Annotated in this window: 32 protein-coding genes and 1 pseudogene; 16 read left to right on the plus strand and 17 right to left on the minus strand. The window is 62.4% G+C overall.

The features are described from left to right. Window positions 1-187 precede the first annotated feature (187 nt). Window positions 188-874 (plus strand): glutathione S-transferase family protein, encoded by a 687-nt coding sequence (locus tag P3T23_RS01795; RefSeq protein ID WP_429314476.1) that lies wholly within the window; start codon window positions 188-190, stop codon window positions 872-874. 51 nt (window positions 875-925) lie between these two features. Here P3T23_RS01795 and P3T23_RS01800 read toward each other — a convergent pair whose 3' ends face one another. From P3T23_RS01800 to P3T23_RS01815, 4 genes are all read right to left on the minus strand, one after another. Then, entirely contained in the window at window positions 926-1,213 is a 288-nt protein-coding gene (locus P3T23_RS01800) for a hypothetical protein (RefSeq protein WP_429314477.1), read from the minus strand. After that, window positions 1,206-2,102 (minus strand): hypothetical protein, encoded by an 897-nt coding sequence (locus P3T23_RS01805; protein ID WP_429314478.1) that lies wholly within the window; start codon window positions 2,100-2,102, stop codon window positions 1,206-1,208. Before P3T23_RS01805 ends, P3T23_RS01800 begins: the two co-directional genes overlap by 8 nt. 465 nt (window positions 2,103-2,567) lie before the next feature. Continuing rightward, window positions 2,568-3,059, minus strand: a complete 492-nt coding sequence (locus P3T23_RS01810) for a hypothetical protein (RefSeq protein WP_429314479.1) — start codon at window positions 3,057-3,059, stop codon at window positions 2,568-2,570. A 43-nt stretch (window positions 3,060-3,102) separates the two neighbouring features. Next, window positions 3,103-4,119, minus strand: coding sequence for a 1-aminocyclopropane-1-carboxylate deaminase (locus P3T23_RS01815; RefSeq protein WP_429314480.1), 1,017 nt, complete (start codon window positions 4,117-4,119; stop codon window positions 3,103-3,105). Window positions 4,120-4,319: 200 nt separating this feature from the next. On the opposite strand from P3T23_RS01815, the gene P3T23_RS01820 reads away from it, so the two are divergent. After that, a complete protein-coding gene (locus P3T23_RS01820; protein ID WP_429314481.1) occupies window positions 4,320-4,829 on the plus strand; it encodes an Lrp/AsnC family transcriptional regulator in 510 nt (169 codons plus the stop codon). On the opposite strand, the gene P3T23_RS01825 is transcribed toward P3T23_RS01820, so the two are convergent. The 5 genes from P3T23_RS01825 to P3T23_RS01845 all read right to left on the minus strand — a co-directional run bounded on the left by P3T23_RS01825 (window position 4,792) and on the right by P3T23_RS01845 (window position 8,438). Beyond that, window positions 4,792-4,983 (minus strand): hypothetical protein, encoded by a 192-nt coding sequence (locus P3T23_RS01825; protein ID WP_429314482.1) that lies wholly within the window; start codon window positions 4,981-4,983, stop codon window positions 4,792-4,794. The two genes, P3T23_RS01820 and P3T23_RS01825, sit on opposite strands and share 38 nt — an antisense overlap. Before the next feature lie 10 nt (window positions 4,984-4,993). After that, on the minus strand, window positions 4,994-5,632 hold the full coding sequence (locus tag P3T23_RS01830; RefSeq protein ID WP_429314483.1) for a LysE family translocator: 639 nt from the start codon (window positions 5,630-5,632) through the stop codon (window positions 4,994-4,996). 181 nt (window positions 5,633-5,813) lie between these two features. Beyond that, window positions 5,814-6,446 carry a 2-hydroxychromene-2-carboxylate isomerase gene (locus tag P3T23_RS01835; protein WP_429314484.1) on the minus strand — a complete coding sequence of 211 codons (633 nt, stop codon included), beginning with the start codon at window positions 6,444-6,446 and terminating at the stop codon, window positions 5,814-5,816. Between the two features lie 18 nt (window positions 6,447-6,464). Continuing rightward, entirely contained in the window at window positions 6,465-7,406 is a 942-nt protein-coding gene (locus P3T23_RS01840; protein WP_429314485.1) for a CmcJ/NvfI family oxidoreductase, read from the minus strand. 120 nt (window positions 7,407-7,526) lie between these two features. Further along, window positions 7,527-8,438, minus strand: a complete 912-nt coding sequence (locus tag P3T23_RS01845; protein WP_429314486.1) for a LysR substrate-binding domain-containing protein — start codon at window positions 8,436-8,438, stop codon at window positions 7,527-7,529. Between the two features lie 406 nt (window positions 8,439-8,844). Between P3T23_RS01845 and P3T23_RS01850 the strand changes: the two genes are divergently transcribed. Continuing rightward, entirely contained in the window at window positions 8,845-10,005 is a 1,161-nt protein-coding gene (locus tag P3T23_RS01850) for a Rieske 2Fe-2S domain-containing protein (protein ID WP_429314487.1), read from the plus strand. Window positions 10,006-10,133: 128 nt separating this feature from the next. Here the strand turns inward: P3T23_RS01850 and P3T23_RS01855 are convergent, their stop codons facing one another. Then, window positions 10,134-11,024: a LysR substrate-binding domain-containing protein gene (locus P3T23_RS01855; protein ID WP_429314488.1), complete on the minus strand. Its 891-nt coding sequence runs from the start codon at window positions 11,022-11,024 to the stop codon at window positions 10,134-10,136. A 191-nt stretch (window positions 11,025-11,215) separates the two neighbouring features. Here P3T23_RS01855 and P3T23_RS01860 point away from each other — a divergent pair, with 191 nt between their 5' ends. Together P3T23_RS01860 and P3T23_RS01865 are read left to right on the plus strand one after the other, a co-directional pair. Then, window positions 11,216-11,941, plus strand: a complete 726-nt coding sequence (locus P3T23_RS01860; RefSeq protein ID WP_429314489.1) for a pirin family protein — start codon at window positions 11,216-11,218, stop codon at window positions 11,939-11,941. Window positions 11,942-11,991: 50 nt separating this feature from the next. Continuing rightward, window positions 11,992-12,402 (plus strand): DoxX family protein, encoded by a 411-nt coding sequence (locus tag P3T23_RS01865; RefSeq protein ID WP_429314490.1) that lies wholly within the window; start codon window positions 11,992-11,994, stop codon window positions 12,400-12,402. 72 nt (window positions 12,403-12,474) lie between these two features. Here P3T23_RS01865 and P3T23_RS01870 read toward each other — a convergent pair whose 3' ends face one another. Then, the gene (locus P3T23_RS01870; protein ID WP_429314833.1) at window positions 12,475-13,341 is read right to left on the minus strand and encodes a helix-turn-helix domain-containing protein; all 867 of its coding nucleotides are present in this window, start codon (window positions 13,339-13,341) and stop codon (window positions 12,475-12,477) included. A 226-nt stretch (window positions 13,342-13,567) separates the two neighbouring features. Here P3T23_RS01870 and P3T23_RS01875 point away from each other — a divergent pair, with 226 nt between their 5' ends. From P3T23_RS01875 to P3T23_RS01900, 6 genes are all read left to right on the plus strand, one after another. After that, window positions 13,568-14,473 carry a DMT family transporter gene (locus tag P3T23_RS01875; protein WP_429314491.1) on the plus strand — a complete coding sequence of 302 codons (906 nt, stop codon included), beginning with the start codon at window positions 13,568-13,570 and terminating at the stop codon, window positions 14,471-14,473. Window positions 14,474-14,733: 260 nt separating this feature from the next. Continuing rightward, entirely contained in the window at window positions 14,734-15,117 is a 384-nt protein-coding gene (locus P3T23_RS01880; RefSeq protein WP_429314492.1) for a hypothetical protein, read from the plus strand. A 16-nt stretch (window positions 15,118-15,133) separates the two neighbouring features. Next, complete coding sequence (locus tag P3T23_RS01885) at window positions 15,134-15,547, plus strand: hypothetical protein (protein ID WP_429314493.1); 414 nt, start codon at window positions 15,134-15,136, stop codon at window positions 15,545-15,547. 25 nt (window positions 15,548-15,572) lie between these two features. Further along, entirely contained in the window at window positions 15,573-16,046 is a 474-nt protein-coding gene (locus P3T23_RS01890; protein WP_429314834.1) for a lytic transglycosylase domain-containing protein, read from the plus strand. A gap of 103 nt (window positions 16,047-16,149) precedes the next feature. Continuing rightward, window positions 16,150-16,410: a hypothetical protein gene (locus tag P3T23_RS01895; RefSeq protein WP_429314835.1), complete on the plus strand. Its 261-nt coding sequence runs from the start codon at window positions 16,150-16,152 to the stop codon at window positions 16,408-16,410. 155 nt (window positions 16,411-16,565) lie between these two features. Further along, window positions 16,566-17,030 (plus strand): N-acetyltransferase family protein, encoded by a 465-nt coding sequence (locus P3T23_RS01900; protein ID WP_429314494.1) that lies wholly within the window; start codon window positions 16,566-16,568, stop codon window positions 17,028-17,030. An 80-nt stretch (window positions 17,031-17,110) separates the two neighbouring features. Here P3T23_RS01900 and P3T23_RS01905 read toward each other — a convergent pair. From P3T23_RS01905 to P3T23_RS01925, 5 genes and pseudogenes are all read right to left on the minus strand, one after another. Continuing rightward, window positions 17,111-17,308: pseudogene (locus tag P3T23_RS01905) on the minus strand (MFS transporter); the annotation flags it as partial. Between the two features lie 53 nt (window positions 17,309-17,361). Continuing rightward, a complete protein-coding gene (locus tag P3T23_RS01910) occupies window positions 17,362-18,036 on the minus strand; it encodes a DUF4410 domain-containing protein (RefSeq protein ID WP_429314495.1) in 675 nt (224 codons plus the stop codon). A gap of 106 nt (window positions 18,037-18,142) precedes the next feature. Further along, on the minus strand, window positions 18,143-18,724 hold the full coding sequence (locus P3T23_RS01915) for a DUF3501 family protein (protein WP_429314496.1): 582 nt from the start codon (window positions 18,722-18,724) through the stop codon (window positions 18,143-18,145). Window positions 18,725-18,775: 51 nt separating this feature from the next. Further along, window positions 18,776-20,113, minus strand: coding sequence for a heterodisulfide reductase-related iron-sulfur binding cluster (locus P3T23_RS01920; protein WP_429314497.1), 1,338 nt, complete (start codon window positions 20,111-20,113; stop codon window positions 18,776-18,778). 213 nt (window positions 20,114-20,326) lie between these two features. Beyond that, complete coding sequence (locus tag P3T23_RS01925) at window positions 20,327-20,749, minus strand: rubrerythrin family protein (protein ID WP_133665600.1); 423 nt, start codon at window positions 20,747-20,749, stop codon at window positions 20,327-20,329. 352 nt (window positions 20,750-21,101) lie between these two features. Here P3T23_RS01925 and P3T23_RS01930 point away from each other — a divergent pair, with 352 nt between their 5' ends. The 4 genes from P3T23_RS01930 to P3T23_RS01945 all read left to right on the plus strand — a co-directional run bounded on the left by P3T23_RS01930 (window position 21,102) and on the right by P3T23_RS01945 (window position 23,437). Next, on the plus strand, window positions 21,102-21,461 hold the full coding sequence (locus tag P3T23_RS01930) for a DUF3564 domain-containing protein (protein WP_429314498.1): 360 nt from the start codon (window positions 21,102-21,104) through the stop codon (window positions 21,459-21,461). A 426-nt stretch (window positions 21,462-21,887) separates the two neighbouring features. After that, complete coding sequence (locus P3T23_RS01935; RefSeq protein WP_429314499.1) at window positions 21,888-22,640, plus strand: DNA/RNA non-specific endonuclease; 753 nt, start codon at window positions 21,888-21,890, stop codon at window positions 22,638-22,640. Beyond that, on the plus strand, window positions 22,633-22,893 hold the full coding sequence (locus P3T23_RS01940; protein WP_429314500.1) for a hypothetical protein: 261 nt from the start codon (window positions 22,633-22,635) through the stop codon (window positions 22,891-22,893). Before P3T23_RS01935 ends, P3T23_RS01940 begins: the two co-directional genes overlap by 8 nt. 199 nt (window positions 22,894-23,092) lie before the next feature. Beyond that, a complete protein-coding gene (locus tag P3T23_RS01945; protein WP_429314501.1) occupies window positions 23,093-23,437 on the plus strand; it encodes a hypothetical protein in 345 nt (114 codons plus the stop codon). A 123-nt stretch (window positions 23,438-23,560) separates the two neighbouring features. Here the strand turns inward: P3T23_RS01945 and P3T23_RS01950 are convergent, their stop codons facing one another. Next, window positions 23,561-24,304, minus strand: a complete 744-nt coding sequence (locus P3T23_RS01950) for a Crp/Fnr family transcriptional regulator (protein WP_429314502.1) — start codon at window positions 24,302-24,304, stop codon at window positions 23,561-23,563. 91 nt (window positions 24,305-24,395) lie between these two features. Here P3T23_RS01950 and P3T23_RS01955 point away from each other — a divergent pair, with 91 nt between their 5' ends. Continuing rightward, on the plus strand, window positions 24,396-24,953 hold the full coding sequence (locus P3T23_RS01955; RefSeq protein ID WP_429314503.1) for a DUF962 domain-containing protein: 558 nt from the start codon (window positions 24,396-24,398) through the stop codon (window positions 24,951-24,953). The last annotated feature ends 1 nt before the right edge of the window (window position 24,954 follow it).

Raw genomic sequence — 24,954 nt, forward strand, 5'->3', positions numbered from 1 at the left:
ACGACGCTGATCCGTTTCGACGCTGTGTACGTCGGCCACTTCATCGACGCGGCCAGAAATGCTCAAAAGGCCGCAACCCGTTTATCGCGGCGCGACTGAGGCGCGCGCCGTTCCCAACCATCGACCTTCGACCGTGCGGCTCGCCGCTTGGCCGTGGCCTGCCTCATCCGTCAATCAAGGAAACATCATGCTGAAGTTCTATTTCCATCCGTCGCCGAATCCGCTGAAAGCCGCGCTGCTGCTCGAGGAACTGCAGACGCCTTTCGAACTCATCGCCGTCGATACCTTCAAGGGCGAGCAACACAGGCCTGAATTCCTGAAGGTCAATCCGAACGGCAAGGTACCCGCCATCGACGACGACGGCGTCACCGTTTTCGACTCGCACGCGATCCTGCTGTATCTCGCAACGAAGCATGGCCAGTTCGTGCCGGCCCCGCCGGCCCAGCATGCGCAGATGCTGTCGTGGCTGCAGTTCGTCGCGACCGGCCTGTCGCCGTTCTCGGGCCAGGCCGTGCACTTCCTGCACCACGCGCCGGAAGCGCTGCCGTATGCACGCAACCGCTATCTGAAAGAGGTCGAGCGTCACTACCGCATTCTCGACGCGCGTCTCGCGCGGTCGAAGTATCTGGCCGGCGACGAATACACCATCGCCGACATGGCGCTGTGGGGCTGGGCGAATTTTGCTGGCTACGTCCTCGGAGAGAAGGGTTTGACAGACTACCCGAACGTCAAACGCGTGGTCGATGAAATCTCCGCACGTCCCGCAGCCGCGCGTGCACAGGCGCTCAAGAACAGGCTGACACTGAAGGCAGAGTTCGATGAAGAAACGCGTCGCGCGCTGTTTCCGCAAAACGCTGATCTGACCGCGGCGTAAGTCAGGGACAGGCAACTCACGCGATGACCGGCTGCGCATGTGCGCGGTGCTTCAGTCGGCGGGCGGTTTGTTGGCGTCTGGATGGGGGGTAATACTGATGTATTGCTTCAACTCAGTTTGGTGAACTGCCAGCAGGTTGAAGACCAAACCCCCAAGCTTTCTCGCGAATTCATCATCAAGCCTGAAATGCTCGTCTTCGAGTGGCCACGGAACCGTAAGAGCGGCTTCCATCCGTTTTTCCATTGATGCACGGCTTACCGTGCAGACATTGAGGGCTTGCGCATCCTCATCGTAGGCGATGACCACACACCGCGGCGGACGTTCGTTTGTATCAGCCAATTGATTTACCTCTCAGGCAGTTGGCATAGCGTTCCATTGCGCGGGTCTTGCATACACCCCAGCTTGAGGGCTTTGCGGCGTACCATGCGCTGCATTCAGCCATATCCGCACGAAGCTGAAGTTCACATTCCGCTTCTTCGGCTGGCGTCAGGAATATACCGGCATCCTGTTCAACGTTGCCGCTTGCTACCTCGTCGCCTAGCTTCAAAGGCTGCGCATCGCCGAGCAGTGTAGATATATGGCCGCTATCGTCGGCCACCTCGCCGCCGCCGTCATCCGCGCCGGAGTCAATGCTGAGCGCGGCACCGGCCATGGCCTCAACCACGCCAGGCAGATCGCTGCCGCCGTCACTTGCGGCCATCGCACCGCGTGCAGCGATGAGCTTGGCTTCCTGCATGGTCGGGTCGTACGGGCTGGACAGAACCGGCTCACCATTGAACAGCCCCGAGTATGGAACCGCCCTCACCATGCCACCGCCGCCACCCGACGACGGCCACCGCTCCGGCGCGGGCACAGGACGAGACACCAGGGGCCGGGAGCGCCATTCGCGATTGACGACGGGCACCAGCCGACCGTCCGCCACCAACTTCCGGAGCATGCTTTCGACGCTCGCGTTGTCCGTGGGAAGGTCCCAGTGAACCACATTCAGGATATCGCTCAGGAACGACTGAATCGTGTCTAGTTCCGTCTCGCCGGTCACGGTTCTCAAGTCTCGGCGTGGCCGGAAGTACCAGTCAAAATCTTTCCGGTCCTGCTCAAGCTGCTTGCGTTTACCGCCCCGCATGAAAGCGAGCCATTCTCCGGATGGACTGCGGTATTCGCTGGCCAGCACCAGCGTACATTGCCACCCGGTCTCCAGCGGGACCGAGAGCGTATTCCATTGCGACATAGGCGAACCTGCTTTGCTCGTTGTAACAGGCGATTCCTGGCCCGGCTTGGTGCGTCAATACCTTGCCGGGTCGCTTCAAATCGTGACGGCGTAAACCTGGCAGATTGCCGGAAGCCCATGTTTTTGGGATATCCGCCGCATTTTTTCGGCGGAAGATTGTCTATCGGCCCGCATGTACCAACGAAAAAGCCGACCCTTGCGGGGTCGTGCGGGCCATTCGCAATGTTCGCCTGTCTGACGAACGCGACCGGGCGCGGATTCTTTATCTCCGCGCAACGACGGCGGCGCTCGCCGCACAAGGTGTCGAGACTGTCTGGGCCGATCAGCCGATAGGTGCACACCCGATCCGCGATCCGGAAGGCAATCTAATCAATACCTTGGGCGCGTGATGTCGGTGAATTGAGCAAGCGATGGATTCGATTCACCGCTTGCCCGATGCAGCGACAGAGACTGGGAGGCAAAGCGCTAAAGCGCACTCCCCCAACGCTCGGCGAGCGTCTCGTGCAACAGCGCGCGCACCGTTTCGACGGCAACTTCGTTCTGCCTGTCATCGCTGGTGATCGCATGGAGCGACGCGAAGGCGCATCGATGACCGCAGACTGAACCAAGCCAGTCGAGCGATCTCGCCGACTGCGTGCAAAGCAGGAGCCGGCACGATGCCGACAGCGCCGCGAGCAGGCCATCGATTCGCCGTTGCCCTCGATGCCCAGCCCGGGTCGCAGCCAGGCATGAAGACAACCAGTCGAGCCTCTGTTGCTCGGGTGCGTCGAGATGGAGCAAAGCGAACTGCGGCACATCGCCAAAGCGTTCGATCAACGCCTCGCGAACCGCGCGCGGTGTGGTGTTATCCGTCACCGCGCACACCTGCGTAAGCGGCGACGGCGGCTGAACCCAGATCCCTGCTCCAGGCTCATGGTCGCAACCGTGCTCATCTGAAGTTCCAGTCAGCGGATCCATCAGTGCCTCCGTCGTTCGATCAGGGCGCGCCCACCAACAGGCTTCAGCCGTTGCGGAAGATGAAGCTATAGCCGTTCAACGCCGGCACACCGCCGAGATGCGCATACAGCACTCTCGAACCTTCCGGAAATTCGCCACGGCGTACCTTGTCGATCATCCCGTGCATCGACTTTCCCTCGTAGACGGGATCCGTCAGCACGCCTTCGAGACGCGCGCATAGACGGATCGCCTCGAGCGTGCCTTCATTGGGCAGCCCATACTCGGGACCGCCGTAACGCGTATCCAGTACGACGTCCTTGTCGGTGATGTCACGCTCCAGCCCGACAAGCCCTGCGGTGTGCTTTGCGATGCGGGTGATCTGCTCGTGCGTCTTCTCCGGTTTCGCTGAAGCATCGATACCGATCACGCGATCCGCACGCCCGTCCGCCGCAAAACCGACGACCATCCCCGCCTGCGTGCTCCCCGTCACCGAACACACGACGATGTAGTCGAACTTGAAGCCCAGTTCCGCTTCCTGCTGCCGGACTTCTTCTGCGAAGCCGACGAACCCCAGGCCACCGAGCGGATGTTCCGAACACCCTGCGGGAATCGCGTAAGGCTTGCCGCCCGCTGCGCGCACGCTTTCGAGTGCGTCTTCCCAGCTCTTGCGGATGCCGATGTCGAAACCGTCCGCCACGAGGCGCACGTCCGCCCCCATGATCCGCGACATCTGGATGTTGCCGACACGGTCGTACACAGCGTCGGAATAGTTGACCCAGTTTTCCTGCACGAGCACGCACTTCATGCCGAGATGCGCGGCGACGGCCGCCACCTGACGCGTCTGGTTCGACTGGATGCCGCCGATCGATACGAGCGTGTCGCAGCCCTGCTCGAGCGCTTCCGGAATCAGGTACTCGAGCTTGCGCGTCTTGTTGCCGCCGAACGCGAGACCGCTGTTGCAGTCCTCGCGCTTGGCGTAGAGATGCACCTTGCCCCCAAGGTGATCGCTGAGCCGCTTCAATGGCTGGATCGGCGTCGGGCCAAACGTCAGCGGATAACGGGGGAAACGTTGCAGGTTCATGGACTGGCTCCGGATGGTCGAGATGCGGTTGAGAGGACACGGGCCTCGACGAGCCGGAGCTATTCATCGGCAGGACGAAGCGGCGATGAATGAAATGTTAGGCAAGAGCTGCCGAAATGAGCTTGCGAAAAAAATTGCTGAGGCCTACGTTTAGTAGGTGCGACAAAACATCTCCGCTTCTGAATTGCATGGATTTGAACATGAACGCAACAAAATTTCGCGCCGAAGCAACGCGCGACGAAAGCGCGCTGCAGCAACTCGACCGCATCGACCGTGCGATCCTGCGACAGCTACAGAGCGACGCGTCGATCTCGAACGTGAGTCTCGCGGCAAAGGTGAATCTGAGCGCGCCGGCCTGCTTGCGACGGGTCGAACGGCTCAAGGAGATGGGACTGATACGGGGGCTTGTCGCGCTGCTCGATCCGAAGGCAGTCGGTGCGGGGATGCTGGTCGTGATCGGCGTCGTGCTGGACCGGTCGACGCCCGAGTCGTTCGCTGCATTCGAGAAGGCCGCGCAGAAAGTGGTCGGCTGCATGGAATGCCACGTGGTGACGGGCGAGTTCGACTATTTCATGCTGGTCCGCACGAAAGACAGCGACAGCTTCAACCGGCTTCACGCGGAACAGTTGCTGTATCTGCCCGGCGTGCGGCAGATACGAACGTTCATGGTGCTCAAGGAAATCCTGTCGACGACGAAATTTCCGATCTGACTGCTAGCCGTGCATCCATCCCGCTCAGATCGCGGGCATTGAAGCATTCCGTGAACGCATCGATGCAGGCAAGCGCATGTTGCACCATGTCTGCTTCGTCGCTGCCAGTGGCATCGGCGTGCTGCGGCTCGAAGAGCGTGTTCGGGTTATCCATCACGCCGCCGTCAGATGCCCACCTTATGCGCGGTAAAAACCAGCCGAAGTCCGAGCGCCCCGACTGCTCCGGCCGCAATGCGGTCGACCCAAACCTTCGCCTTCAGATAAAGCTCGCGCGGACGGCGGCTCGAAAAGCCGAGCGCGACGACGGTGTACCAGCCCGCTTCGATCGCAAACACCATCGGCGGCAGCAGGAAGTAACACCACGTTGGCGGATGCTGCGGCAACAGCGCAGCGAAGATACTGCCGTAGTAGATCGCCGTCTTCGGATTGCTCAGTTGCGTGCTGAGCCCGATCCAGAATGACTTGCGCGGATTGCGCCCGGGACCGGACGACGCAGCGTCGACCGTCAGCGGAGTTCTTGCGCCGCGCCAGATTTTCGAAGCGATGTAGACCAGGTACAGGCCGCCCGCCACCTTGAGGCCGACATACAGCCATTCGACCGCCGCCAGCAGTGTATAGAGCCCCGCGAGCGCAATGCCGCTGAAGAACACGCCGCCGAAGCCCATGCCCAGTGCGGTTGCGAGGCCGTCGCGGCGCGACAGACCGATCGAGTTGCGCGCGACGATCACGAAGCTGGGCCCGGGGCTCATCGCGCCGACCAGCAGCGCGGCAAGGATGGCGGCAATCGCCGTGGACGGGTTCATGCGCGGCTCCTGAACGGGTAGAGACGATGATTCTACAGTCGAAAGAGCGCCCGGGCGCGTCCTGTGACGACCGGTCAGGAGGCCGGGGAAGGAACGGCAGCGTCAGCGCGCCGAAATGCCGGAACACGGCCACCTTTGAGCGGCGACATCTTATCCGGCGTCATGTGCCACGAGTCAGTCGTCATCCATCGCGCCAACGTTTCGTCGTCGCGCTCGCGGCCTCTCTCAATGCGTCTTCGAGGCGATCGTTGCCCCAGAACATGTCATCGCCAGCGAAGAACATCGGTGCGCCGAACACGCCGCGCCGCTGTGCCGTTTCCGTCTGTTCGCGCAGGCGCTGTTTGTTTGCGTCCGAGACCGCCGCCTCGATGATCTGCGCTGCGGGCAAGTTCAACGCGGCGAGTACTTCCGTCACAGCGTCGGGTGTGTCGATGTCGCGGTCGACGGCAAAATTGAGTTGCATCATCCGCCGCGTGTATTCGTCGATCCACGGCTCGTCCGCGCCCAGCATCGCGACGCGCATCGGCAACAGCGCGCGACGCGGGAAGGTTGTCGGCGGTTGCCAGGGCACGCCGTATTTCATGCATTCGCGTGCAAGGTCGCGCATTGCATAAGCGCCCTTTTCCTTCTGCAGCACGAACGGCGAACTGTCCCAACCGAACGACCGGAAAATCGGGCCGAGCAGGAAAGGCTTCCATGCCACCGTCACGCCATGCCGGGCCGCCAGCGTCTCGATGCGCATAGCACTCAGATAGCTATAGGGACTGCCGCACTCGAACCAGAACTCGAGCTTCGCGGGTTGGGCTGGATTCATCGCGGTCTCCGGAGTCGGTCAGTCGTAGATAACGAGGCAACGTGCCTCGATACTTTCGCGCAGCGGCGCATCCGCGGGCGCGTCGGGATGATCGAAAGCCGCATGCGGCGTGTAGCGGGCGACGCCGCTGATCTGTGAGTCGTACTGCTTGAACACGAGCGCTTCGTGCCGGTCCATCGCCGAAAAATACGACCAGCGGTGCCGGGGCGCGTACTGCGCCAGATAGATCTCTCCGGTGCGTCGCGGATAGCGCACGTCCGCGACGACAAGATCAGCCACATCGACGGACCGCGCATCGCAGACCGCAAGCGGCGTATCGAGAACCGGACCCTTGATCGAACGCCATACATTGACGATGCTGTAGCGCCCCACCCCTGCACAAGCCATTGCGTCGCCCAGCACGAGTGACAGCCGGCGGCGGCCGGATGCCTCGGTGTAGTCGTTATGGACCGCGCCGTTCGCGGCGGCCGGCGCACCGCTGCCGGCCCGTCCAAATCCGAGCGGCCGCCGATCCGCTTCGCGTCGACGCACAAGGTGATCGAAGACATACCCGCGCGTGGCGCCTGTGACAGCACACGCCAGTTCTGCGACCTCCGGATAGTACGAGCGGACAATCTCGTCACGGTCGTCGAAATCACGCAGCGATGATGGCGCGTCCCAGAGTTCGAAGCCTTCCGTGTGGACGGATCCCGGCGCCGATGCCAGACGTCCATCGACGACGCGCATCAGGCGTTCGTCCCGTGTGTAGTTTTCCCATGGCGCGCCTTCGGGCGGATCGAACGCATAGTTGTAGGGTCGCTCGCCTGTCGGCTGCAGATAGCCAAATGTGGCTTGAACAGATGGAGACTGAATGGCTGCCGGCCTGAACCGGAACGCGGATGAAACGTCGCCTTCGGTCTGGATGTAAGGTCGCTGCGAGTAGTGCGGTTCCGCGATGCCGGCGGACGGATTGACGTTCATCGTGTGGCTCCTGGAATGCCGTCGCTGGTGCGGTGGCCCGTCACCCATTAAGCCTCGCGGACATCACCACGCTCAAGCGCAGAACGCGCACTGTTCACATGCACCGTATGCATGCGAACACTAGCTGTTGCCTCGCGCTTCCGACGTAACCCACTCAATCACGGCGGCGACGTCCGGCCGCGGCGCGTCCTCTGCCTGGATCAGCCAGTAAGCGTGATCACCAGGCGGCCCCTGTAACGACGTCGGCAGCAGCATCAGACGCTGGTCGGACAGCATCGGGCGAATCAGTTCGACCCGTCCCAGAGCGACACCCTGCCCGGCCATCGCCGACTGCACGACCTGATCGTACTGGTTGAAGCGTAGGACACCCCTGGGCTTCACGCCGCTCCAGCCTGCCGCGGCCAGCCAGTCGTCCCAGTGCAGCCAGGGCCGGCCGGGGTCGTCGAATTCCAGCAGCACCTGGGCCGCGATGTCTTCCGGCGAACGGATACCGCCGCCAGCCAGCGACGGATGTGCCACCGGTGCAACCGTCTCGCGGAACAGCAGCGTGGCGCCAGGGTGAGCCGACGACCTTGGACCATAACGGATCGCCAGATCGACGCCTTCGCTCGCCAGGTCCAGCAGGCGGTTACTGGCCGCCACCCGTACGTCGATATCCGGGTGCCGTTGCTGGAAGCGCCCGAGCCGCGGCAAAACCCACAGGCCCGTCACACCGATGCTCGCACTCAGCGTAACGGGCGGCCTGCGACCGCGCGCGCTGACCGCGCCGACGGCATCCTGCAATTGCTGAAGCGCGCCGTTCGCGCTGCGAAAGAGCCGCTCGCCTTCCGGGGTGAACGCGATCGAGCGATGACCGCGAATCAGCAGCTTTACGCCAAGCCGCTCTTCAAGCGCCTGCACCTGGCGGCTGAGCGCAGACTGCGTCAGACACAGGTCGCCGGCCGCGACGGTGATGCTCATCCGGCGCCCGACCGCAACAAAGCCTCGCAGCGGCTCCATCAACGCAGCCAGACCGGGCAGTGACATTGACATGCGCGCGCCTCATGGGAAGGAGAGAACCATCGTACCGCGCAAGACAGGCGTCCGGCATGCCGGCCGGCCCCTTACGATTGGGGGCGTCGTTTTCGTCGTGTGGCGCCCGCGGCGATAGGCGCGCGCAGAGAACAACGCCCACGCACGACAGAACGTCCAGCGACCGGATAACAGGCGCATGACAGGCGGATGACCACCAGATAACAACCTGCTAACAACCAGGTGGAAACCGGATGGCGCTTGAGAAGCAGCCGTGCGGCACGCTCCCGCAACCACGAAACGCATGCGATCACGTCCGATCAAACCTCCGGCGTGACCCTTGTTCGAGTAGACTGACCGACGTTGTCGTCATGGTCTTTTGAGTCAACTCACCGGGCTGGCTCGGTCGCGCAAGGAGGCGTTACCCATGCATGCAGTCCCCACGCTCGAAAGCGGCACCCGCAACGATGCTGCTTCCGGAGCAAGCGCGGAGGCGCCCGTGCGCGACCTGCGCCGCGTCCCTATTCATCCCGACCACTGGTATCCGCTCGCGTGGTCGCACGAAGTCAAGCGCGGCAAGGCCCATGGCGTGCGCTTCGCCGGCCAGCCGATCGTGATCGTGCGCACGGAATCCGGTGCGGTGTTCGCGCTGGAGGATCGCTGCGCGCATAGACAGGTGCCGTTGCACGCAGGCGTGGTCAACGGCGAATCGATCCGCTGCTGCTATCACGGCTGGACCTACGATTGCACCGGCCGCTGCATCGACGTGCCGTATCTGGGCCGCGAGCGGCTGCCCAATGGCGTGCGTTCGTATCCGTGCCGCGAAAAGGAAGGCCTGATCTTCGTATTCCCTGGCGACGCTGCGATTGCTGAAGAACGGCCGTTACCCGAACTGGGTTCGGTGGCCGACAAGACGTACAAGACCCGTCGCTTCGGCCGCGAGGTGAAGTGTCACTATTCGTTCATGCACGAGAACCTGATGGACATGAACCATCAGTTCCTGCATCGCAGGCAGATGGGTCAGATGCGCGCGCGTTCTCTGGGACGCCGTCGCGGCGACGACTGGGTCGAAGTGGACTACACGTTCGCGCGGATGGAGGGCAAGCAGCCGGTCGGCGAGGCGCTCGTGTTCGGTCAGAGCCGTAAGGACGGAGGGCAGAACGACAAGGACGTCATGACGGTCCGCACCTGCTATCCGTACCAGACGCTGCAGATCCGCACCGCCGCGCAGAATCTCGTGATGGATCTGTGGATCGTGTATGTGCCGCTCGACGCGGAGCAGCGTACCAACCGCACGTTCGGCCTGCTGTCGATCAAGAAGCCAGGCATTCCCGGCGCGCTCGATCTGGCGTGGCCGTTGCTGGTGTGGTTCACGGAACGCATCTTCAAGGAAGATCGCGAGATCGTCGAAGCGGAACAGGCAGCGCACGACAAACAGGGCTCGGACTGGAATCACGAGGTGTTTCCTGTGATCCTCGAACTGCGGGATCTGCTGCGGGAGCGCGGTGTGCTGGAATTGACGCCACGCGGCGCGAGTCACGAAGCCAGGGCAGAGGCCTGGCAACCGTTGACGCGAATGCCGCGCTGATCGTCATCGACATGCAGACCGGCATACAGCTTCCGAAGCTGGGCCGGCGCACCAATCCGCACAGCCGGGCAGGTTCCCGACGCGGGCGGCGGCCACGGGGCAATAGCACCACAAGACCAGCGCAGCAGTCAGATGCCGGTCTTCCCGGTCAACTCCTCGCGCAGGAACGATGTGAACGCGCGAATCGTGCTGGAGCGCTGCCGATGCTGCGGATAGACGGCGTATAGCCCGAACGGCGGCCGCTCGAACGCCTGCAACACGGTAACGAGCGTACCGACCTTCAGTGCATGCGCGACGATGAACTCAGGCAATAACGCGATGCCAAGGCCGGCGGCAGCGGCATCGCGGATCAGTTCGCCATTGTTCACATGCAGCCGGCCATCCACTTCGACCGCCTTGCGCGCGCCGCCGATCACGAACTCCCACGTCACGGGACGCTCGTGCCCATACAACAGACATTCATGCGTATCGAGTTCTAGCGGACTCGACGGTTCGCCGCGCCGTCTGCGGTAACCCGGGCTGCAGCACGCCACGACGCGCAGGTCGGCGATCTTCTGTGCGATCAGCGTCGAATCGGCCAGCATGCCGATGCGGATCGCCATGTCGAAACCTTCGCCGATCACATCCACCGAGCGGTCGCTCAGCACGATATCGAAGCGCACCGCGTCGTTACGCTTCAGGAACTCGGTGACAAGCGGCGACAGATGCGTCATGCCGAACGACATCGGCGCGCTCACGCGCAGCAGCCCACGCGGCTCGGCGTGTTGCGACGACATCGCCTGCTCCGCTTCTTCGACTTCGGCGACGATGCGCCGCGCGCGATCGTACAGCTCGCGGCCGAGGTCGGTCACTGCCAGCTTGCGCGTATTGCGCACCAGCAGGCGCACGCCGAGTTCGGCTTCGAGCGCCATCACGCGCCGGCTCACGAACTGCTTCGACAGCGACAGCTTGCGGGCAGCCGCCGTGAAGCTCTGTGCGTCGACCGTGGCGAGAAAAATTCTCAGGTCATCCAGTTGCATCGCTTCCAACCCTCATCTGCCACCTCGTCTGCCGTGCAACCTGCCCGCCGATTGTCCACCCTGATGAGACGATCTGTCATTTTCAGGCGTGATTATAACGCCCTGAATTGACCTAAACTTGCATCACATCGCGACACCGACGGCCACCCGAAGCACCGGCCATCGACGCGCCACACAACTGGAGAACCATCATGCTGGACATTCGCAAGGCAGATCAACGCGGTCGGGGCGAGCACGGCTGGCTCAGCTCGCGTCACACCTTTTCGTTCGCGCAGTATGTCGATCCGCAGCAAGTCGGCTTCTCGGACCTGCTCGTGATCAACGACGACCGCGTCGCGCCCGCCCGCGGTTTCGGCAAGCATCCGCACCGCGACATGGAGATCTTTTCGTATGTGCTGGAAGGCGCGCTGGAACACGCAGACACGATGGGCACGGGCTCGGTCATCCGTCCCGGCGACGTGCAGTTGATGAGTGCAGGCACAGGCGTCGCCCACAGCGAGTACAACCACTCGAAGAGCGAACCGGTGCATTTCATGCAGATCTGGATCGCACCGTCGACGAATGGCGCGGAGCCGCGTTATCAGCAGAAGCACTTTTCGGCGGCCGACAAGCGCGGCGCCCTGCGTCTCATCATCTCGCCGGATGGCGCGAATGATTCGCTCGAGGTGCGCCAGGATGCGCGTGTCTACGCCGGGCTCTTCGATGGCGACGAACAGGCGCGCCTCGAACTGCCGGCCGAGCGCTTTGCCTACATTCATGTGGCCCGCGGCAGCGTGTCGGTGAACGGTACCCGCCTGAATGAAGGCGATGGTGCTCGTGTTCGCAACGAATCCGCGCTGACCTTCTCGGAAGGCGACGGCGCAGAAGTGCTCGTATTCGACCTCCGGCCGATCGAAGTGTCCGCCCTCTGGTCCTGATGTACTGATGTCCTGATACCCGATAGATCGGTCCAAAGGAGAAACACAAAATGAACGCAACGATTGAACGCAACAAGGACGCCCTGATTCTGGTGGCGCGTGTACTGCTAATGGTGCTGTTCGTGCTGTTCGGCTGGGCGAAGCTCACGAACTTCGGCGGAACGGTCGGCTACATGGGATCGCTCGGCGCGCCGATGCCGGCCGTGTCGGCCGCCATTGCGGCGGTGATGGAATTCTTCGTCGCGATCGCGCTGATCCTCGGCGTGTTCACCCGGCCGCTGGCTCTGCTGTTCGTCCTGTACACGTTCGGCACCGCACTGATCGGCCACCATTACTGGACGCTCGACGGTGCTGACCGGATGATGAACATGATCAACTTCTACAAGAACATCAGCATCATGGGCGGCCTGCTTCTGCTCGCCGTCACGGGTCCCGGCAAGTTCGCGATCCAGCGCAGCTAGACGTTAGAAGAGTTGTGACGCTCTGACGGGACGCCGACGGCGTCCCGTTTTCGTTGACTGCAGCATGAACGATCAGACCGATCGCATCGTGCGCCGGAATGCGGACGGCGTCGCCCCGACTGCGGCGCGGAAGCGATGGCTCAGGTGGCTCGAATCGGCGTAGCCGCAACGAATGGCGACCTGTTCGAGCGGAAGGTCCGTGGCGCGCAGCAGGGAGCGGGCGCGGTCGAGCCGCTGCTGCGCGATCCACGCATGCGGCGGCAGACCGAACGACGTGCGGAACATCCGCGCAAGGTGAAATTCCGACAGACACGCGACATCAGCCAGCGCGCCCAGTGTAAGCGGCCCGGTCAGATTCGCGTCGATGAAGTCGCGCAACCGGCGCCGCGTCGCCGGTGACAGGCCACCCTTCAGCCCCGCATGTGGCCGATACACCGATTGCGCCTGCAGCAGCAGGCTCAGCACTTCGTGCGAGGTCTCGTTGGCGCGCAGGCGCCCGTCCGGATCTTCCCAGGTCTCGTTCGCCAGCGACTGGCAAAGCTGCGCAATCTGCGCGTGTTCGAAATAGGTGCGATCGGCCAGCGTCAGTTCGCGCGGCTCCCGGTCGAGTTCCAGCACGGCGCGACGCGTGAAGTGTTCGGGCAGAAAATACAGATGCATGAAGTGCATATGACCGCGCACCCACCAGCGCGACTCGTGATCGCCGGGCAGCGCACAAAGGCGGCTCGGTGCGCCGTACAGTCCGGGCAGCTTGTGCCGCTCGGTTCGATAGCCGCCGTTCAGATAGCACGACAGCGTGTGATGGCCCGGCTGCTCGTAGACCGTCTCGACTTCCAGCGTATAGCGCCGCCAGATCGCAATCGCCAGCTGATCGCCCAGCCACGCGAAGCGCTCGAGCGTCGCGTTCGACTCGCCCAGCGTCCGACACACCGAGTGCATGCCGAAGGGCGGCTCAGCGAGATCGATCAGCGCATCGGGCGGACGGGGGTTCACGGGGCGTAGGTGGCATGGCGGGCTGGAGGGTTCGAGTATAGGGTGAACGCCGGGTAAACGCGTGCACGGCACTTTGTTCACCGGCAAAAGAGCGCAATCCTGGACAAATCCGAAGACGCGTTGCGGCGCATAGTCGGGCTCCCGAATTTGCCGCCTTTGCGCCTCGCCTGCCATGAATCTTTCGCTCTACGCCCTGACCGTGCTGATCTGGGGCACGACCTGGATCGCCATCAAGTGGCAGCTCGGCGTGACGCCGCCACCGGTTTCGATTGCGTGGCGCTTCTGGATTGCGGCGCTGGTGCTGTTCGCATTGCTGCGCATCATGCGCCGCCCGATGTGGCCGCCGCGCGCCGCGTGGCGCTACCTCGCGGCGCAAGGGCTCGCGCTCTTCTGCGTGAACTTCCTCTGTTTCTACTATGCCGAGCAGGTCGTGCCGAGCGGACTCGTCGCCGTGGTGTTTTCGACCGCGCCGTTGCTGAACTCGATCAACGGCCGCCTCTTCATGGGCCGCAGCTTGCAGCCATCGGTGATCGTCGGGGCGTTGCTGGGTCTGATCGGGATTGCCTGCCTGTTCGAGCAGCAGATGGCTGACCATGCGGGCGACCTCGTCATGTGGCGCGGACTCGCGATCGCATTTCTGGGGACGATGTGTTTTTCGGCGGGCAACCTGCTGTCGAGCCGGATGCAGGGAATGGGCCTGCATCCGCTCGTCACCAACAGCTGGGCGATGCTGATCGGCGCGAGCGTGTTGACCGTCGGCAGCCTCGCCGCCGGCCTGCCGTTCGCACTGGAGCCGGGGCCGCGCTACCTCGGCGCGCTGCTGTATCTCGCGATTCCGGGATCGGTGATTGGCTTTACGGCTTATCTGACGCTCGTCGGTCGGATCGGGCCGGAACGCGCCGCGTATTGCACGGTGCTGTTTCCGATTGTCGCGCTGCTGGTGTCGACCGTGTTCGAGGGTTACCAGTGGTCGGTTCTGGCCGTGGTCGGGCTGGTGCTGGTGGTCGCGGGAAATCTCGTCGCGTTCGACCTGACGCGCCGGATGTTTGGCGGACGCATCACGAAGCGCCCGGCGTAGCCCCCCGCAGACGCGGCGGGTCCTGCGCCCGCCGCCCGGGCCACCGCTTTCCGGTGTCAGGCCGCGGCATGCAACCGCCGGCTGCAACACCCAGCTTGTAGCGGTCGGCCGCGTGATTCCCGCAAATACAGGAAACGCTTAATACAATCATTCGAAGATATTTCACGCCCTGCGCCTTGCCTGGCAATCGTTTGCGCATTGAGGGGTAAACCATTCGCCGTCCCTGCCGATAAGGCAATTTCCATTCGAAGGGGACAAACTTGAAACTGCTAGTCAGCCTCCTCGTTGTGTCCGTGCTCGCCGGGTGCGCTCAGTTGCAAGCCGGCCGCGCCGACGCGAACGCCGATGCGCACGCCGACGCCCATGCCGCGCCGGCCAACCTCGTCGACTTCGTCATCCCGGCGGACGCGCTCGGTGCCCGGGATCCCAAACTGACCGAAATCCTCACCAAGGTGGGGAGCGTAGCCTCAAAGCAGTCACAGTCGACGACCATAGTCGTCGCCGCTCTTCCGCAGGACTTTGCCTATCTGAACCAGTCGATCCGGCGAGGGATTGCGCCTCAGCGGACAAACTCGATCCAGCTGGAGAACCTGGCCGTTGGAAGCTGCCAGCCGTACAGCATTCAGGTCAGACCGACCGAATAACCCGGGGCCACTCGCCATGCTTCGATTCACGCTCCTCGTCGCGACATTCGCCTCCGCGACCGCGCTTGCCGGCCCACCGGCGGACGATGCTTCGTCGCATGCTACGGGCTCGGTAGCGGCAAAGCCGGCCGCAGCGGCCGCCAGCCCGAACCAGCTCCTTCCGCCGCTCCCGCCACTGGCTTCCCTGCCTGCCGCTGTTGCTGCGAGCGTCGACGAGGCACCCTCCACGCCGGGCGGCAGCCCGTCTGCGAAAAAGTCGAAGCGCACTGTTGGCCGGAAAGCGCCCGAAGCCCCCGTGCGGATGGTGGTTACCGACAAGTCGCGTCAATATCTCGCGGACGTGGAACGGCAACTCGATGCAGTGCTGCAAGCCGGTCCATCCGACCGGCGCTCTTCAACGGCCGCGCAGGCGGTCGCCTTGTCGCGATAGCCAGCCGCCGGAGGCAAGCTTGATGATGAACATGTCGCTGTTTGTGCCGTTGCGCTGGCTGCGGATCGGTCTCCTTTCGCTTCTGGCTGTGGCAGCTGCCGCATTGCCGGGCGTCGCCCATGCGGATGAAAACTGCTTCGAGGAAGCGGGGGTCTATCAAGGAGTGAACCCCGTCATCCTGAAGGCAATCGCCTGGTTCGAGTCGAAAGGCGACCCCGAGGCCGTGCATCGCAATGCCGACGGTAGCGTGGACGTCGGCCAGGCGCAGATCAACTCCGTGCATTTCGGCGAGCTGCGCCGCAACGGCGTGCCTCCGGGCGCGCTCAGGAACGCGTGCGTCAACATCTATGTCGCGGCGTGGATGCTGAAGCAGAAGATGCTGCGCTATGGGAACACCTGGCGGGCAATCGGCGCTTTCCATTCGGAGACGCCCAGGCTCCGCGACCAGTACGCACGGGACATACACGCCGTGCTCGTCTCCTGGGGCAACGCGGAGTAAGGGAAAGGACGTGGACGAACGAATCGCCCTGCTTCGTTGCTGGCCGGCTGCCGCCAGATGCGGCAGCCATAGGCTTTCTGCGATTGCAGTTAGACTATTCGTCATGGACAAGTGCCGTTACTGCGAAAAAATCCGTGACGAACTGGATTGCCACGGGCCCGAATGCCGAAGAGCCATCGCCAAGGCTCTGCGGCGCCGGCGCGCGGGGCTACCGATGGTGCCGAACGTCATCCGCAATGAGATTCCCGCTGGCGCATCCACCGGCGAGGTCATTACCGTACTGTCGCGCCAGCGCCTGCGCGCTCGCCGCGGCAACGAAGAACGCCGGGAGCGCAAAGAAGTAGAGGGTGGTGACGGAGACTGAGGGAGCGCGACTGCATCGATAAAGCGTAGCGTGGCTCCAGATTCCCGTCTCCCGGTGGGGCTAACAATAGCACCACAATTTTCATATCCTCGCGTGGATCGACCGGGATCGAAAATCGCAGATCGCCGGCCGCACACGCCAAAGGAGCCACGAACTTGACCACCGCCCCCATCCACGTTCGACCCGTCACACGCGACGACTTCGACAACTGGCTGCCGCTCTGGGACGCGTACAACGCGTTCTACGGACGTTCCGGCGAAACCGCGTTGCCGCGCGAGATTACCGATCTCACCTGGTCGCGCTTCTTCGATGGTTACGAGCCCATGCATGCGCTGGTCGCCGAAAACGACGGCAAGCTGCTGGGCCTCGTCCATTACCTGTTCCATCGACACACGACGATGGCCGGCCCGATCTGCTATCTGCAGGATCTGTACACGGTGGAAGCGGCTCGTGGAAAAGGCATCGGCCGGGCGTTGATCAACGCCGTGTACGAGCGGGCGAAAGCGGCGAACTCGCAGCGCGTCTACTGGCAGACGCATGAAACGAATCACACGGCGATGCGGCTATACGATGACGTCGCCGACCGTTCAGGCTTTGTGGTCTATCGCAAGACCTTGTAGACGTCGCACGACGACCCACGAGCAGAAAGGGCTCGCCTTGCGGCGCGCCCTTTCTGCTTTCTTCTACGCTAAAGCCTGAATCAAATCTCCAGTTGCTCCAGCAACTTGCCCTTCGTCTCGATCCCGAGCAAGTGCACGGTGATCGCCGCGAGGAACGGCACGGCCGCGACGATATAGAACGCGACGTCGAGATTGCCGCCGATCATCGTCTTCGACACGGTGGCCGGCGCGAAGATCGCCGCTACCTTGAGCCATGCACCGCCGACGCCACAGATCAGCATGATGGCGCGAAGCACACCGGGGAAATCCGCCCAGGCGGCGGGAGGCCGCCCTACTGTGCGGGCGCGCCGTGTACGCGCTGAACCACCATATCCGCGATGTCCTGGGCCGTGTGCTTGATCGTCGAGGCTTCGTCGTGGCCGGCCAGCACGAACTTCGCCAGCGCCACATACGGATTGAGTTTGACGATCGCACCGGGCATATGCCCGCCCGAACCGCCGTCGACGTCTTCGTAGAGCGGTTGCTGACCTTGCGTCGCGAGATCGTTGACCGCCACGGCCACCTGCAGGCTACCCTGCCCCGCGCCGAAGCCCACCACCGCGCGCCGGATCCGGTTGCCCTCGTCGACGCTCAGAAACACGCCGCGCACGACCCAGCCCCCGTCCGGCGGCGCCACTCCGGGCGGCAGACGGCGCGCGTCAATGCCAGCCTTCTTCAGATCGGACGTGATCCTGTCCGCCATGGACGAAACGATCTTCCGGGCGTGCACCTGCGGATCCTCTTCCGGCACCACCGGACCGCGAGGCAGCAGATTCCCGATCAGGTGCCGCGCGCGCTTAGGGGGGCTCTCGTCGGGTTTGATGGCGGCTGCATCGAGATCGAAATCGGCCACGTAGACAACGGGCGCAGGCATCGTGTTCGGCACGGTGTCGGCGGCTAAGCCCGCCGACGCGATCATGCCCAGACACGCCGTCGCCAGGGTGAAGCGCCAAAGGGTGTGTTTCATCACCTGACTCCGCGATCGCTGTGTCGACGCAGCCATGCTACATGGGCCGGCCAGCCAGCGGGTCAGGTCATTGAAAGCTTTTACCAGGAGCCTCTGCCGTCCGGCCTTACTTGAGGTCTTTCACCAGCGAAGCCCGAACGCTCGAGTCGATCGTGTGAACCGGCACCGGGTAGTTCGGATGATCGCTGCCGATCTGCAACGCCGCACCGTCCCGCAGGCGCGCCTTCATCGACGGCGTCAACTCGAAGCGCACAAAGTGCACCGCCGAGGTCTTTTCGTCGTTCTCGCGCTCCAGATCTTCATCTGCGATGGCATACACCGGGGGCTCGCCGTCGACCTGCAGGAACACGCGATCCTCGATGCCGATCAGCCGCCCCAGGGCCGCGCGCCGCTCGATCTCGTTTTCATACTCGATCTGCATCGTCGCTTTCAGGTTGCTGCCGTCTGGCACGAGCGGCAGGTAAGCATCGAGTTCGCCCTGGATGCCCTCTTCGTCGAAAATTTTCTCGATGTGAAGCATTTCCTGGATCTGATAGCGAATCGTCGTTTCGTCTTCGAACAGGAACGTCACGTGGTTGCCGAGCGGGACGGTGCGCAGTTTCTTGTGTTCGATCACCTGCTCGCGCAGCGTCTTGCGCGACTTCGCGTACATTTCAAGCGATAGCAACGAATTGCGGGCAATGCTCATAGCGCTTTCCTTGCGATTGCGGTGTTGTTGGGGTGCTTGCGGTTTGCGGTGTCAGATGCCGTAGGCCTTGCGCAGCAGCGTCAATGGATGCGCGAGCGTGGCCCGGCGTGATCCGCTTTCGCCGATGCCCTGTTCGATGTGGTGTCCCGCCAGCTGGCAATCCGACGAGATGTAATCGGGCTCGGGCTGCGCCATCGCCTTGAAGACCGGCTTGCCGATCTTCATCGCCATGGCGTGAAACTCTTTCTTCACGCCAAACGTTCCGGCATGACCGGAGCAACGTTCGACGACGTCGATCTGCGTGTCCGGCACGAGCTTCAGTGTTTCGAAAGTCTTGCGGCCAATGTTCTGCACGCGAGCGTGACACGGCACGTGATACGACACCTTGCCGAGCGCTCTCTTGAAGTCCGTCTTGAGCAGCCCGTCGCGATGCCGCGCGACGAAGTACTCGAAGGGATCCCAGAACGCTTCACTGACCGCGCGCACGTCCTTGTCGTCAGGGAACATCAGCGGCAGTTCGTGTTTGTACATCAGCACGCAGCTCGGTATCGCGCCGATGATCGCGTAGCCTTCGCGCGCGTACCTCGCGAGCACGGGCATGTTCTTCTCTTTCTTGGCCGCGACGCCTTGCAGGTTGCCCTGTTCGAGCAGCGGCATGCCGCAGCATGCCTCGCTCGCGACCAGTTCGTACGGAATATCGTTATGCGCCAGCACGGCGAGCAGATCGTGGCCGATGCCCGGCTCGTTGAAATTCACATAGCAGGTGGCGTAAATCGCGACCTTGCCCGGCGTGCGTTCACCGTCGCGAACCTGCGCAGCCTGCGACTTCTTCGCCGTGCTGCGGAACTTGTGCGCCGCGAAATCGGGCAGCCATGCATCCTTGTCCACGCCGAGCGCTTTTTCCATTACGCCGCGCGCCACCGTGGTGTGATTCACCGCGTTAACCGTCTGCGTGACGATGGGAATGCCTGCGAAGTGACCGAGCGCGTCGGTGTTGGAGAGAAATTTGTCCCGTATCGGCACGTCGCCGCGCCGGTAGTTGACGGCCTTGGCGCGCAGCATCAGATGCGGAAAATCCACGTTCCACGGATGCGGCGGCACGTATGGGCATTTCGTCATGTAGCACAGATCGCACAGATAACACTGGTCGACGACCTTGCCGAATTCCCGTTTATCGACATCGTGCGCTTCGCCGCTATCGGTTTCGTCGACGAGATCGAACAACGCCGGAAACGCGCCGCACAGCGACACGCAACGCCGGCATCCGGCACAGATATCGAACACGCGCGCCAGCTCCGTGTCGAGCGAGTTCTGGTCGTAAAACCCGTCCGAGAGCCAGTCGAGCGGGTGACGGGTGGGCGCCTCGAGACTGCCTTCCTTGTGGGGCATGGCATCAGGCTCCTGTGCGAAGACGATGCAGTGGGACGAAGTTCAGACGAAGAAATGCCGCACCGCGCCGCACGCGGTGCAGCCACTCAACGGGCGCAGCCGGCAAATGAAAGCCGCAGGCAGTACGGCCTGCCGGCCTCAGCGCGTGGACGACGCCAACGCGCCCCCGACCCGGTCAATGCGAGTCGTCATTTACCGCCCCACCGTGACGCGCTAGTCGGAGAGTACTTCGAGCGCTTTTGTATAGCGGTTGGCGTGGCTGCGCTCGGCTTTCGCCAGCGTTTCGAACCAGTTCGCGATTTCGTCGAAGCCTTCTTCGCGCGCCGCTTTCGCCATACCCGGGTACATGTCCGTGTATTCGTGCGTTTCGCCCGCGATCGCCGCCTGCAGATTCAGACGCGACGAGCCGATCGGCAGGCCAGTAGCGGGATCGCCGACCGCTTCCAGATATTCGAGGTGACCGTGTGCGTGACCGGTTTCCCCTTCCGCCGTTGAGCGGAACAGCGCGGCGACGTCGTTCTGTCCCTCCACGTCCGCCTTCGCAGCAAAGTATAGATAGCGGCGGTTCGCCTGGGATTCACCAGCAAACGCGAACTTCAGATTCTCTTCGGTCTTCGAACCTTTCAGTTGTGACATCTGAACCTCCTTCCAGCCTGTATTGTGGGCGCGCGATTGGAAGAGCAATCGTCTGCATGAGCGCACGGCAGCACGCGCGCGTCTCTACCGTGCCTTCTTAATCTAGAAGCTGTGAAACCTGTTCCCCAATAGTGTTTTTCAATGCCTTCGATAGTCGATTGTGTGCTTTTTGACGCGCTTGTGGTGAATTTCCGGGCAGGTTCTACAACGTCGAGAATTGCTGTGCTGCAGCACGGCGACGCTGCTGCGCAATCCGTTACATCTATCGTGCCGAAGTTTCGGGAACGTCTTGCATAAGCAATGCTCCGACATAGACTTGTTAGGTCTTTCTGCTTTTTTGCCGGAGCCGGTTATGCGTCTCACCATTTTGATTAACGGGTCCGATCCCACCGTGAATCATGACTATGCTGTTCTATGGCTCGATACCGATCAGCATCGGTGGTCGAGGGAATCGCACCAGGGGATCGACATGCCGCCATGGGGCGAAATGCGCGACGTCGATGGCGTCACGATGCTCTGCGCGCCCAGCACGGAGGCGCCGCTTTGTACGCTGCGCGGTTTGCATGTCGACCGGAAGCAGCGTGTAAGCGCGGCGCAGGGATCGGCAGCGTGGTCCTCGCCCAAAGCTCGCGCACCGACGAACGGATACTGGCGGCTGCAGGCTGTCGACAGACAACCCGTGCATGCCGAGCATGGCGTCTTCGATGGCTGAGTTGCGCCGCTTTTTTGCGGGGCGTGCCTGGTTTCGTGAGCGCGCCCTTTTTGCGTGTGATGGAATGAGCGGCTCGCGCCGTCGAATGGTGTCGGATGCAGCGCATCGAGATCGATACCGTCCAGACAGCGCACGTTGATCGCAGCGGTTTTCGTTCCGTCCGGCGCCGTACCGAAAGCAAAAGCTTCGACTCCGCATGCCGTGCAGAAGCGATACCGGATGGCAGTTAAGTCGCTCTTAAGCTTGCGCGCCTAAAGTGGTGACTCCACGTATTCGGGTCGCTGCAAGGCGGCCCTTTTTTTGTCCCTCCTGTTTTTCTCGTCTCCCCGGCTGTTTCCTTATTTGTTTCGTATGCCGATGTAACGGTCAGCGTTCGACGCGACGGACGACGCTATACTTGCGCCCCGCTCATCGATCGCTCCGCATATGAAGAAGCTGTTTTCCTGTCTGTTGATCGCAGTCGCCGGCCATGCTATGGCCGCTGCGCCCTCCTGCACCGGGTTCGCTCCCAACGATCAGTTCCCCGTGCTGACCAATCCACGGATGACGCCGAAAACGCGCGTGCTCTGCTACGCCGATTTCGCGGTGCTTCATTCCGGTATTACGCACGGGCCGCTGTGGTCGGCGGAACATCTGACGCGTGATCACATCGAAGCCGCCAAAGACATGGTGCGCACCAACAAATTCTTCGAAGACTCGCGCCTGCCGGAGGGCGAAGGCGCGACGCTCGCCGACTACAAGCGCAGCGGCTTCGATCGCGGTCATATGAGTCCGGCGGGCAATCGCTGGAATGAGGAAGCGATGGCCGAGTCCTTCTCGCTCGCGAACGTCGTGCCGCAAAATCGCGAGAACAATCAGCGCCTGTGGTCGCGCATCGAGACGGCCGTGCGCAGACTCACGACAAGGTACGACGATACCTATGTCATCACGGGGCCGATGTTCAACGGGCAGCAGTTGCAGACCATTGGTCCGACCCGGGTGTTCGTGCCGACGCAGCTGTTCAAGGTCGTCTACATTCCATCGAAACAGATGGCGTTCGCGATCGTGGTCGATAATGTCGCGACGAATCGCTATGACATGCACTCGATTCACGAAGTCGAATCGATGAGCGGCATTCGCTTTCCGGGCATTCCGGAAAATCTGAAGGACCAGAAACCTGGAGGACTAAAAGGTGTTTAAGGCTTACTCGAACGATGACGACGTCCTCAACATCCAGGGCGACGCCCTCACGGTAACGAACGGCGCGACGCGCGTTGTCGTCGCAGGCACGCTGGAACTCACGAAAGACAAACGCGGCCTGCAGGCGGCGCTCGCACTGAAGCAGGCGCTGGATAGTGTCGTCGAGTCCTTGCAGGCCGAAGGCACACTGCCCGACAGGATCAAGGACGAACCGGACGCGAAACCAGGTGTCATCGACAATCCGTTCAGTTAGCGTTTGTGGCGCACTCGCGCTTTCTTGATGCACGCTTAAAGAGACCCGCCGGTTTAATCACCGCGGGTCTTTTCTTTTAGCTGAATGCGTTTGGCCGCCGTTACGTTTTGTCACCAGAAGCGCGTCAACTGGCGTCATCGCCACCGCGTTAAACCGGCAGCGCTGAACATTCTCAGCCGCGATCCCACGGAGTCAAATAATGAAGATGATTTTCGCCGCACTCGCTTCCGCTCTGCTCGTTTCGACGGCATTCGCCCAGACTGCTGCGCCCGCTTCGGCGCCCGCGGCTGCAGAGGCGCCTCTGAAGGCTTCAAAGTCCGCCAGTCTGAATGCTGACGCATCGAAGAAGACCGACGCCACCGCAAACAAGACCGCGGCCGATGCTCCCGCGACGAAGCCCGCAGCCGGCGCGAAGAAGCACGTCAAGGTCGCGCACAAGAAACACGCTGCTGAACCCAAAGTCGCGCAGGACAAGGCGGGAACGGCAAAAGAAGTCAACGCTACGCAGGCTAACACCAAGGCCGATACGACAAAAACGCAATAACGTCATCGGTCAGGCGTCTTCCGGCGCGCCGAATATAACCGGAAGAGGCCATTCGAGGGCGAGTCGCGAGACTCGCCTTTTTTCTGTCCGCAAGCATCATCTTGCTGGTAGCTTGCCCGCCCACTATGCCCCCGCTTGCGGCTCGGCCAGCATCGCGAGTCTTCCCGCGTCGACGATCTCGATCTCGCCGTAACGCAGCTTCAGGGCGCCGCGCATTTCGAACTGACGCAGCACCTGATTGGTGGTCTGCCGCGATAGGGCCAGCATCATCGCCAGATCTTCCTGCAGTACTCTGAGCACGCTCCGCGCCGCGTGTGGCTCGCCAAAGTCGCGCGCCATCATCAGCAAGCGCCGCGCGATGCGTTGCGCAGCAGGCAGCAGCGCTGCGTCTTCGATCGCTTCAAAAGCGAGCCGCAGCTTGTGCGTCAGAAGCAGACCGAACGCGTGCCAGTAGTCCGGTCGTCGCTCGAGCAACGCAACAAGCGCGAAACGCGGCACATAAAACAACATCGAATCGCGTTCCGCCCAGGCATCGTGGGTCCGCTCCCGGCCGTCGAACAGCGCGATCTCACCGAACCAGTTGACTGGCTCGATGACCGCGAGCAGCGCTTCCTTGCCGCTGAAACTTGCAGCGCTGATGCGTATCGATCCCTCAAGCACGCAATAGAGGCCATCATCGGCGTCTCCCCGCATGAAGAGCCGGGTCCCGCTAGGCAGAGGCAGTACGCGTCCCAAAGCGACAAGCTGTGCCCGCAGATCTTCCCCGCATGCGGCAAACCACGCACTGTTGCCGAGCACGTCGATCAACGCGGCGTATCTGTCTGTGGGAAGATCAGCAAGTCGACTGGAAGAAAGACTCGAATTCATATCGCGACATCCGTGCTGAATTGTCGGCTACCCGATGGTTTGAAATCCTGTTGCACGCGATTATGGCGAATCGGACCACGGAGCGGCATCCATGAGAACGCTGACGGAACAACTTGGCCAGTACGCGGCCTACCATCGGGACCAGCGCAACATCGCGACTCATCTGGTCGGCATTCCGATGATCGTCGCCGCGCTCGCCGTGCTGCTGAGCCGCCCGGCATGGATGGCTGGCGGCCTGCCCTTCGCGCTTTCACCCGCGCTGGCGTTGTTCGTCACGGCAACCGTCTACTATCTCGTGCTCGATGTGCCGCTCGGCTTGATGATGGCAATCGTGTCCGCGCTGTGCCTCCTGGCCGGCCAGTGGCTCGCAGCGCAATCAACACCGACTTGGCTCAGCGCGGGCATCGGCCTTTTCCTGGTGGGCTGGGTGTTTCAGTTGGTTGGCCACATCGCGTATGAGCATCGCAAGCCCGCCTTCGTCGATGACGTGATCGGCCTCGCGATCGGTCCACTGTTCGTGCTTGCCGAAGTGCTATTCGGCTTCGGCTGGCGGCCCGCCCTTCGCGAGGCGATCGAAGCACAGGTCGGGCCAACGCGCATCAACGCAGGTAAGGCCGTGGCGCATCAGCATCAACATCAGCGCCATTAGC

It is taken from the genome of Paraburkholderia sp. GAS448, assembly GCF_050435685.1.
Classification (GTDB): Bacteria; Pseudomonadota; Gammaproteobacteria; order Burkholderiales; family Burkholderiaceae; genus Paraburkholderia.